This window comes from Iodobacter sp. BJB302, from assembly GCF_002735645.1.
Classification (GTDB): Bacteria; Pseudomonadota; Gammaproteobacteria; order Burkholderiales; family Chitinibacteraceae; genus Iodobacter.
This window is the reverse complement of sequence record NZ_PDZG01000108.1, coordinates 1-9,895: the sequence shown is the minus strand read 5'-3', so window position 1 is coordinate 9,895 and position 9,895 is coordinate 1. Positions and strand designations below refer to the sequence as shown.

Genomic DNA, 9,895 nt, shown 5'->3' with positions numbered 1-9,895 from the left:
CGAACAGGACAGTGAAACACCTTAGCGCCGATGATAGTGCAGATTACCTGTGTGAAAGTAGGTCATTGCCAGACACCCCATAGAAAACCCCGATATCAAGCGATATCGGGGTTTTTGCTTTGCGCGGAAGAAAAGTGGTTGCAAGAACCATTAGTGGTTTGCGTGTTGGGTTACGCGATTATCGCTGGGCGAGGTAAACCTCGCACGCAGAGCTGCTAACCCAAGCTACAAGAGGTGATAAGTTAATGGCAGTAAAAAATACACGACCTCATGTTTACTTGTAAGTCTGTATGGATGGCTGTCCATGTTAGAATTCAGACTATCTGTCTGCCATTGGCTCTGAGGATTTGGAATGTCTGGAAACACGCTGGGTTTATTGTTTACGGTAACTTCATTTGGTGAAAGCCATGGGGCAGGGATTGGGTGCGTGGTAGATGGCTGCCCGCCCGGAATGGATTTGAGTGTTGAAGATATTCAGGCTGAGTTAGATCGTCGTAAGCCTGGTACTTCGCGCCATGTAACCCAGCGTAAAGAGCCGGATACTGTGGAGATTTTGTCGGGGATTTATGAAGGCAAAACCACCGGCACGCCGATTGCGCTGCTGATTCGCAATCAGGATCAGCGCAGTCAGGATTATGGCAAGATTGTAGAAACATTTCGCCCTGGGCACGCCGATTACACCTATTGGCATAAATATGGCATTCGCGATCCGCGTGGTGGCGGTCGCTCGTCCGCGCGTGAGACAGCGGTGCGTGTGGCGGCGGGTGCGATCGCTAAAAAATGGTTACGTGAGAAATATGGGATTCAGATCCGCGGCTATATGAGCCAGCTGGGTGAAATCGCCATTCCATTTAAGAGCTGGGATGAAGTCAGCGGTAATGCATTTTTTGCTCCTAATGCTGAAATCGTGCCACAGCTTGAAGACTATATGGATGCGATTCGTAAAGAGCGTGATTCGGTTGGCGCGCAAATTACCGTGGTGGCAGAAAATGTACCGGTTGGCCTGGGCGAGCCTGTGTATGATCGCCTCGATGCAGAAATTGCTTACGCGATGATGAATATTAATGCAGTGAAGGGCGTTGAGATTGGCGCAGGCTTCGAAAGTATTGCGCAAAAAGGCTCGGTGCATTGCGATGAACTTACGCCAACAGGCTTTGCCAGCAATCACGCAGGCGGTATTTTAGGTGGCATTTCTACCGGCCAGGATATTGTGGTGAATCTGGCGGTCAAACCGACTTCCAGCATTGCACAAGAGCGCCATTCGATTGATAAAGAAGGCAATCCGGTGCTGATGGCAACAACCGGGCGGCATGATCCCTGCGTGGGGATTCGGGCTACGCCGATTGCTGAAGCTATGCTGGCTTTAGTGTTGATTGATCATGCTTTGCGTCACCGTGCTCAGTGTGGTGATGTCAAAGTAGATATGCCACGTATTCCTGCAAAAAGGATTTAATGATGCTTAAGCTGATGGCCCTTGTGGCGGTATTTCTAACAGGTTGTGCCGCGCCACAATTTGCAGCAACAGTAAGCGTAAGGCATACCTTAGCCAGCAGCCCTGCTGCTCAGCGTTTTGCGTTTGAGCGTAATGCTTCGCAAGTGCAAAGCCTGGCTCAGCGTGATTTTGAAGAAGATGTCAGTGCCGAGCTGATGCGTAAAGGCTATGTTTACGAGCCAAATATGAGCGCTGCAGACTGGCTGGTGCGCTTGCAGTATCAGGTTGATGGCGGCAAAACGGTGACAAGCCAGGAGCCGATTTGGGGAACGGTTGGTTTTAGTACCTACTATCGCCGGGTTTCCACTTCAAATGGCGTGGTTTTAGTTCCTTACACCCGCGCAGAAAGTGGTGTTGTAGGCAGCAGACCTGTAAGTGATACGGTTTATAACCGTCAGCTGACACTGGATATACTGGACAGAAAAGATTTGGCTGCCGGGCGTTTTGCAAAATTATTTGAAGGTAAAGCGGTGAATCGCAGCTCTGATGATGCGATTGAACCTGCTGTGCCCTGGCTGATTCGTGCCTTATTTGAGCAGTTCCCTAGCGTTTCCGGATCAAACCGTGAAGTGAAAATTATTTTACCTGAGCAATGAGGCAAAACGTTGCGCTGTAATCCTTGATGAAATGGAAAATGCCGCGCAATTAATGCTGTTTTACGCTAATTATTTAAACGGAAAAACCCGTGACCCCTGAGCAATATTGTGAAGATAAAGCAGCCCAAAGTGGCTCCAGTTTTTATTACAGTTTTCGTTTTTTGCCTTTAGAGCAAAGAAAAGCGATTACTGCCTTATATGCATTTTGCCGTGAAGTGGATGATGTGGTTGATGAATGCCATGAAGAAAGCGTGGCAAGAACGAAATTAGCCTGGTGGCGTAATGAAATTGATCAGTTGTTTGCGGGCACTCCTCAGCATCCAGTGACCTTAGCCTTATCGCCAGCTATTAAAAAATTTGATTTACAACAAACGCTGTTTTTAGAAATCATCGACGGTATGGAGATGGATCTGGATATGGCCCGGTATAATAGTTTTAAAGATTTGCAATTGTATTGCTATCGGGTAGCGTCTGTTGTGGGGCAAATGGCCGCGCAGATTTTTGGTTTTACTGATCGTGGCACGCTTAAATACGCGCACGATTTGGGATTGGCGTTTCAATTAACCAATATTATTCGTGATGTGGGTGAAGATGCCCGTCGTGGCCGGATCTATTTACCTGTGACTGAATTGCAGCAATTTAATGTTCCGGCCGCCGATATTCTGGCTTGTCGTGAAACACCAGAATTCAGAGCCTTAATGGATTTTCAAATTGAGCGTGCTGAGCAATATTATGCGCAGGCTTTAGCGCAATTACCGGCCGTTGATAAAAAGCCGCAGCGTACAGGGCTTGTGATGGCGGCGATTTATCGTGCTACTTTGCAAGAAATTAAAAAAGATGGTGTAGGTAAGGTTCTGAATCAAAGGCTTTCATTAACCCCGATTCGTAAATTATGGCTGGCGTGGAAAACGTGGTGGCTGTGTTAAACCCATACTCTGTTGCTGTGCTGGGCGCTGGTTATGCGGGTATAACGGCCGCCGCAGAGCTTGCTGCGGCAGGTGTTCATGTCAGCGTGTTTGAGGCTGGCAAAGTACTTGGCGGGCGGGCCAGAAAAGTAGGGCTGGAAGGCAAATCGCTTGATAACGGCCAGCATCTTGTGATTGGTGCGTATACCGGCCTGCTGGACATGATGGAAAAAGTAGGCGCAGACAGCCAGGCCGCCTTTTTGCGCCGGCCTATGGAGCTGGTGGTGGAGCCAGCCTTTCGGCTGGCATGCCCCGCATTACCCGCACCTTTGCACCTCGCCTTTGGCTTGCTGTTTGCTAAAGGCTTATCCTGGACAGAACGGTTTGCTTTAGTGCGCACGATTCGTGCGGCGCAGGCGGCAAAATGGCGGCTGGCTGAGGACAGAACAGTAAGCATCTGGCTTAAAGAGCAGCGTCAGCCTGATGTATTAATCAGCCGGTTTTGGCAACCGCTGACCGTTGCCGCATTAAATACTCCGCTGGAGCAGGCTTCTGCACAGGTTTTATTAAATGTGCTGCGGGATAGCCTGGGGGGCGCGCGTGCGGCTTCAGATTTGCTGCTGCCAAGGGTGGATTTTTCGGCTTTGTACCCGGATGCAGCGGCCCGGTTTATTGAGCAAAAAGGCGGGCATGTTTACCGCTCGCACCGGGTCCGGCGCGTGGCAAAAACAGCTCAGGGCTGGCAGCTAAATGGTGAGGGCGAGGTTTTTGATGCGGTGGTCTGTGCGCTGCCACCGCATGGTTTGTCTGCTTTGCAAGTGTCTGTGCCCGATGTGTTGCCCTTACAAGTACGTGACTGGACTTACCAGCCGATAGTAACGGTTTATTTGCAATACGCTGCTGATGTGCAACTGCCTAAACCCATGCTGGGCCTGAGTGATTCAATGGCTCAGTGGGTGTTTGACCGAGGGTATACGCACAATACCGCAGGACTTATTGCGGTTGTGATCTCGGCAGAGGGGCAGCATCAGGCGCTGGCGCAGGATGAGCTGGCAAAGCTGCTGATGCAGGAATTACATCAGCGTTTAGCTTTGCCTCAGGATGCACTCTGGTATCGGGTGATTACTGAAAAGCGGGCTACTTTTGCCTGCACACCCGGTTTGCAGCGCCCGGGTAATCAAACCTGTGCTGCTGGTTTTTGGCTGGCAGGCGATTACACCGCAGGCCTGGCAGGAAAAGGTGATTATCCGGCTACGCTGGAAGGTGCGGTAAGAAGTGGTAAGGCGGCTGCAGAGGGTCTGCTGCAAGAATTAACTAATAAGCTCTGATAAAAGGGATAAAAATGAGTGAAGTAATGGGCGATTGGAAAAACTATCAGGCACCGGCAGGTGCATTTCGCAGCCGCGTGATTTTAGTCACTGGTGCGGGGCAGGGCATTGGTGAGGCGGCGGCCATGGCGCTTGCTGAGCATGGTGCAACGGTGATTTTGTTGGGCCGCAATGAGAAAAAACTCGCCAAAGTGTATGACGCAATTGAAGCAGCAGGTTATCCGCAGCCCGCAGCGATTCCTTTTGATCTGGCAAAATCCGGCGAGGCAGAGATTGCACAAATGGCGGTGCTGATTCAAAAAGAATTTGGTCGCCTCGATGGTATTTTGCACTGCGCAAATGGCTTTACCCATTTGTCACCGCTGGCTAATCAGAAGATGGAAGAGTGGGTGGAAATGTTCAAAGTGAACGTTGCTGCGCCCTTCGTGCTGAACCGTGCTTTATTCCCGCTTTTAAAAGAAGCACCAGACGCCAGCATCCTGGTCCTGGGCGAGCATCACGCTTTTGCGCCTAATGCATATTGGGGTGGGTATAGCGTCAGCAAAGTCGGGCAAAAAAACCTGGTTGAGATTGCGGCTGCAGAGTGGGAAACCATGGAACACGTGCGGATTAATCTTTTAGTGCCAGGCCCGATTCAATCGCCATTCCGCCTGAAAACACATCCGGGTGAAACGCGCGAAAGCCTGCCGCCAACCAGCTCGATTGTGCCGGCTATTTTGTACTGGATGGGCGATGCCAGCCGTGGGCAGAGTGGTAAAACTTTGCTGGCTGACAACGTTGTAAATAAAAGTGCAGGGGATGGGAACTTGTCTGCAGAGGCATGATCATAGTTTGAGTGCTAATAAATGTTAGTGCTTGCTTCGTCCCCTTATGGCCCCACCGCTGGTGGGGCTTTTTTTTGTGCATTTTATTCAACAATCATTTAGAGAGAAGTGCTGTCATCTTGTTACAATCCTGTCTTTGCTTTTTGGCCTGAGTTTATGACACTTGATGCGGTTTTTGCCGACGACGGCCCCTTTGCCGATGCGTTTCCTGGCTATAAATTGCGCTTGCAGCAATTAGAAATGGCGCAAGCCGTTGAAACTGCAATCAAGAACCAGGGCCAGCTGATTGCTGAGGCCGGCACGGGCACGGGTAAAACCTTTGCCTATCTGGTGCCCGCCCTTTTGTCTGGCGGCAAAGTGATTGTTTCAACCGGTACCAAAACACTGCAGGATCAGCTGTTTGCCCGCGATATTCCAACTGTGCGCAAAGTATTGCAGGTGCCGGTGACCATTGCTCTGCTTAAGGGGCGCTCAAATTATGTCTGTCATTACCATCTGGCACGCACCGAGCAGGAAGGGCGCTTTATGCGCAAAGAAGACGTTGCTGATTTAGTCAAAGTGCAGCGCTACGCTAAAACAACAATATCAGGGGATAAAGCGGCTTGCCCTGGCGTGCCGGAAAACGCGCCTATCTGGGGGCATGTAACATCTACCCGGGATAATTGCCTTGGCCAGGATTGCCCGAGTCATCAGGATTGCTTTGTGCTGAAAGCACGCAAAGACGCACAAGATGCCGATGTGGTGGTGGTGAACCATCATTTGTTTTTTGCTGATGTCTGGCTGCGGGATGAAGGCGCAGGTGAGCTGTTGCCCGCCTGCAATACCGTGATTTTTGATGAGGCGCATCAGCTTCCCGAAGTAGCGAGCCTCTTTTTTGGTGAGACGCTGACGTCTGGCCAGCTGATCGATCTGGCGCATGATTCGCGGGCCGAGGCACTGGTTGCGGCCAAAGACTTTATTATGCTGCCCGCTGCGGCAGAAGCACTGGAAAAAGCGGTGAAAGATCTGCGGCTGGTGTTTAAACCGGATGCCACACGTTTTCCGCTGCACCAGCTTGAGCAGCAAAACCCGGAGTTTATCCCTGCACTGGATGTGGTCGCTGAAAAGCTGGGCACGCTGTGCGATTTGCTGGGTAAGCAGGCGGAGCGGGCAGAGGGGCTGGAAAATTGCCAGGTTCGCGCGCTGGAGTTCGTGGATATCCTGAAACGCTGGAAATCAGGCGACGATGAAGAAAGTGTGCACTGGGTGGATGTGTTATCACACGGGCTGATTCTGCACGCCACGCCGCTGAATATTGCCCAGCTGTTTCAAAAGCAATTGAAGTCGAACCCGCGCGCATGGGTATTTGCCTCGGCTACGTTAGCCGTGAATGGTCATTTCAACCATTTTAAGCACGAGCTTGGTCTGTGGGATGCGGTTGAAGCCACCTGGGAAAGCCCTTTCGATTACAAGCAGCAAGCGGCGTTGTATGTGCCGCAAGATATGCCCGAGCCCAATGCGCCAGACTTTACCAGGCAAGTGATGGAAAAAGCCTGGCCGCTGTTGCAAACCACGCAAGGCCATGCTTTTTTATTGTTTACCAGCTTGCGAGCAATGCGTGAAGCGCATGAATTGGTACTGGAAAAGCTGAAAGCTGCGGGGCTGGAATGGCCGGTATTTCTGCAGGGCCAGGGGTCACGCACCGAATTATTAGATAAGTTCCGCCAGGCACCCAACGCTATTCTTGTGGCCAGCCAAACCTTCTGGGAAGGGATTGATGTGAAAGGCGAGCAACTCTCCCTTGTGGTGATTGATAAGCTGCCTTTCAGCCCGCCGGATGATCCGGTTTTATCGGCGCGTATTGAGCAAATTAATAAATCGGGCCGCAGCGCATTTATGGATTACCAGGTGCCGCATGCCGCGATTACCTTAAAGCAGGGCGCAGGGCGCTTGATTCGGGATGAAACCGATATCGGTATCCTGATGATTGCCGATAAGCGTTTAGTCGAAAAACAATATGGAAAAATGATCTGGAAAAGCCTGCCGCCAATGTTCAGATCAAGAGAGCTGGCTACGGTGCAGCGCTTCTTTGAAGTTAAGCGTCAACAGCAGCAAGGCGCAAATGCTGTGCCTGATCAAACGAGTGACGGGCAGGCTGAGCCTTAGTACCCGCCCTCAAGGGCATAGCAAAGCGTTTGCAATACTAACGATTATTGAAGGTAAGTTGCCCGTATGGCAAAAAAACGACAAAACCAACCGACTTTAGGGCGCACGCTGGGGCGCTTGTTCTTGCTGCTTATTGTGCTGCTGGTGGCCTGTGCAGCCTGGCTTTATCAATATGCCAGCACGCCTCAGCTGCATACAACATCCGACTTTGTAGTGGAGTCAGGTGGCGTTAAAAAAGTGGCGGATCAGTTGCTTAAGCAGGGTGTGATTGATCAGGCCCTGCCGTTTTTAGTACTGGCACGGGTAACAGGCAAAGACAAGTTATTGAAAGCAGGTAGCTATAGCATAAGTGCGCCACTCAGCCCATGGCAGCTTTTAGAAAAACTCAGCAATGGCGATACCACCACCCTGACTTTTACTTTGATTGAAGGCTGGAAGTGGAGCGATTTTCGTAAAGCCTTAAATACCAACCCACATTTACGTCACGACAGTGCTTTGATGTCGGATGCCGAGCTGTTGGCAGAGCTGGGCCTCAGTGCACTGAGCCCCGAAGGCTTGTTTTTCCCTGACACCTATCATGTGGATAAGGGTAGCTCAGATTTAAAACTATTGGCACGAGCCAATCAGCGTATGCAAAGTAAGCTGGATAAGGCATGGGCTGGGCGCTCACAAAATGTGCAGTTAAAAACGCCCTACGAGGCGCTGATTCTAGCCTCTTTGGTTGAAAAAGAAACCGGCCTTGCGGCCGATCGCCCGATGATTGCAGGTGTATTTGCAAACCGCTTACGGATTGGCATGCGTTTGCAGACCGATCCCGCTGTGATGTATGGGGCAGGGGACTCACTTGACGGGCGTTTGCGCAAAATCGATTTACTTACTGATACGCCTTATAACACCTATACCCGCAGTGGCTTACCGCCTACACCCATTGCCATGGTAGGGGATGCGGCATTAAAGGCGGTGATGCACCCCTCTGCAACGACGGCGCTCTATTTTGTGGCGAAAGGGGATGGTAGCTCGGTGTTTTCCAATAATCTGGATGAGCACAATAGTGCGGTTCGTAAGTACATTTTAAAAAAATAAAGCTTTTATATTTGCTAAAAGCCAGTCTTCTTAGACTTCACTTATCTTCTTTTACTTGAGCGATCTCTTGATTTTTGCGATGCACCATCTAGAACGGATACATATCGTTTTGGAGTGCCGTGATGCATGCTTTTTCTCGTGGATGTCTGATGGTTTTCTGTTCGGCATGGCTTGTTAACAGCCATGCCGGCGTGTTTGATTTTACTGCAACGATGAATGGCCAGTCCGGGCAAGGGAGTTTTACAACCGCCGAGGAAGCCGCTAATACCTATTATGAAGACAGGTTAAAAGTCATTTTCCCTACTTATAGTGGGGTTGAGGCCATTAATAGCGTACTAAATTTTCGCGGCATGCCGATTCAACTGGCTTTTCCGCAGCAGGGCTCAACCCTGCTGACTTTTCAAATTCCTGTTTTAGAAATTAGCGAATCATTTGCTGGGGCAACCCGGAATGAAAGCCGTGATTTATTAAAAGAATATTTAAAAAATCACACTGATTTATTAGAAAAAATGGCTAGGCATTTAGTTTCTGTTTCACCTGTTGATCCTATTGCGGGTAATCCAAATAGTCTGATGTCCCGTGCGGTAAGTAATGATGCCAAATTGCTTTGGTTTGGGGCCAGAAATACCACCGCAACGGTGGGGCAAAGCAGTGATGGCCGCCATCGTTTTGGCGTTGGCGCTAATTTTAAGCATATGAAAAGTGATGCCGTGGGCAGCGCTAAAGAAATGGAAAGCGATACTTATAATTTGCCGCTTTCTTATTCTTATCAGTTTTCTGAACCCAATCACGAATTAATTGTGGATCTGCCACTTGGCTATACCTCAAGCGATGGGGCTAAAGGCTACGATGGCAGCTTGGGTGTTTTTTATCGCCGGCCCATTTTTGAAAATTGGGTGCTCAGTGTTACGGGATCAGGGCGAGGCACTTATTCCAGTGATTTAGCGGGTGCGGCGGCGATGGGCTCGGGGGCGATTGCATCAAGCTATGTCTGGCGTGGCGATGCTTATTCAATTACCCTGGGCAATATGCTGGGCTACTATAAGGCACTGCGTTTAACCGTAGATGGCAAATCGTTTGATCCGGGGATTGCAAATACGGTGTTTCATAATGGCTTGCTTTATTCCAGAGACAGCCCCTGGAAATTGGGTGCAGATCCTTTGACTTGGGAAGTTTATTTAGTGGATAGTCGTTATACCGGCACAGATTTATTCAGCAATTATCAAACCGAGCTTGGCTTTACATTAGGAACGATTCGCCCTGCTCATTCTAAAGACGCAGATTTACGTTTTGGGTTTAGTTTTACCAAGGGCGAAAATGTGCAGGGCTGGCAGGCCAATTTTGGTGCCTGGTTTTAATACAGCAGAAGTGAAGGGTTAAAAAAAGGCCTCCCGCAATTGAACTGACCCCAATTAGTTGGACAGTATAAAAGCTAGGCGCTCAAGGGCTGGGTTCTGTATTGCACAGGACTCAGCCCTTTTAACTTCAGTTTGATTCGGTCGTGGTTATAGTAATGGATGTA

The 9,895-nt window shown here is 49.9% G+C and carries 9 protein-coding genes; 8 read left to right on the top strand and 1 reads right to left on the bottom strand.

The features are described from left to right. The first annotated feature begins 352 nt into the window (after positions 1-352). The 8 genes from aroC (at position 353) to CSQ88_RS21050 (ending at position 9,731) form a co-directional block, all read left to right on the top strand. On the top strand, positions 353-1,453 hold the full coding sequence (aroC, locus tag CSQ88_RS21085; protein ID WP_099400036.1) for a chorismate synthase: 1,101 nt from the start codon (positions 353-355) through the stop codon (positions 1,451-1,453). Beyond that, a complete protein-coding gene (locus CSQ88_RS21080) occupies positions 1,453-2,088 on the top strand; it encodes a DUF4136 domain-containing protein (protein ID WP_099400035.1) in 636 nt (211 codons plus the stop codon). The genes aroC and CSQ88_RS21080 overlap by 1 nt, the downstream gene beginning before the upstream one ends. A gap of 89 nt (positions 2,089-2,177) precedes the next feature. Next, positions 2,178-3,014 (top strand): presqualene diphosphate synthase HpnD, encoded by an 837-nt coding sequence (gene hpnD / locus CSQ88_RS21075; RefSeq protein ID WP_099400034.1) that lies wholly within the window; start codon positions 2,178-2,180, stop codon positions 3,012-3,014. Then, entirely contained in the window at positions 3,002-4,321 is a 1,320-nt protein-coding gene (gene hpnE, locus CSQ88_RS21070; protein ID WP_306475260.1) for a hydroxysqualene dehydroxylase HpnE, read from the top strand. The genes hpnD and hpnE overlap by 13 nt, the downstream gene beginning before the upstream one ends. A gap of 14 nt (positions 4,322-4,335) precedes the next feature. After that, positions 4,336-5,145: an SDR family NAD(P)-dependent oxidoreductase gene (locus CSQ88_RS21065; RefSeq protein ID WP_257212705.1), complete on the top strand. Its 810-nt coding sequence runs from the start codon at positions 4,336-4,338 to the stop codon at positions 5,143-5,145. A gap of 156 nt (positions 5,146-5,301) precedes the next feature. Beyond that, positions 5,302-7,290, top strand: coding sequence for an ATP-dependent DNA helicase (locus CSQ88_RS21060; RefSeq protein WP_099400032.1), 1,989 nt, complete (start codon positions 5,302-5,304; stop codon positions 7,288-7,290). A 66-nt stretch (positions 7,291-7,356) separates the two neighbouring features. Further along, positions 7,357-8,373: an endolytic transglycosylase MltG gene (mltG, locus tag CSQ88_RS21055; RefSeq protein WP_099400031.1), complete on the top strand. Its 1,017-nt coding sequence runs from the start codon at positions 7,357-7,359 to the stop codon at positions 8,371-8,373. A 149-nt stretch (positions 8,374-8,522) separates the two neighbouring features. Continuing rightward, complete coding sequence (locus tag CSQ88_RS21050) at positions 8,523-9,731, top strand: hypothetical protein (RefSeq protein WP_099400030.1); 1,209 nt, start codon at positions 8,523-8,525, stop codon at positions 9,729-9,731. 74 nt (positions 9,732-9,805) lie between these two features. On the opposite strand, the gene CSQ88_RS21045 is transcribed toward CSQ88_RS21050, so the two are convergent. Further along, on the bottom strand, positions 9,806-9,895 hold a 90-nt coding region (locus tag CSQ88_RS21045), incomplete at its 5' end, for an IS3 family transposase (RefSeq protein ID WP_143449393.1).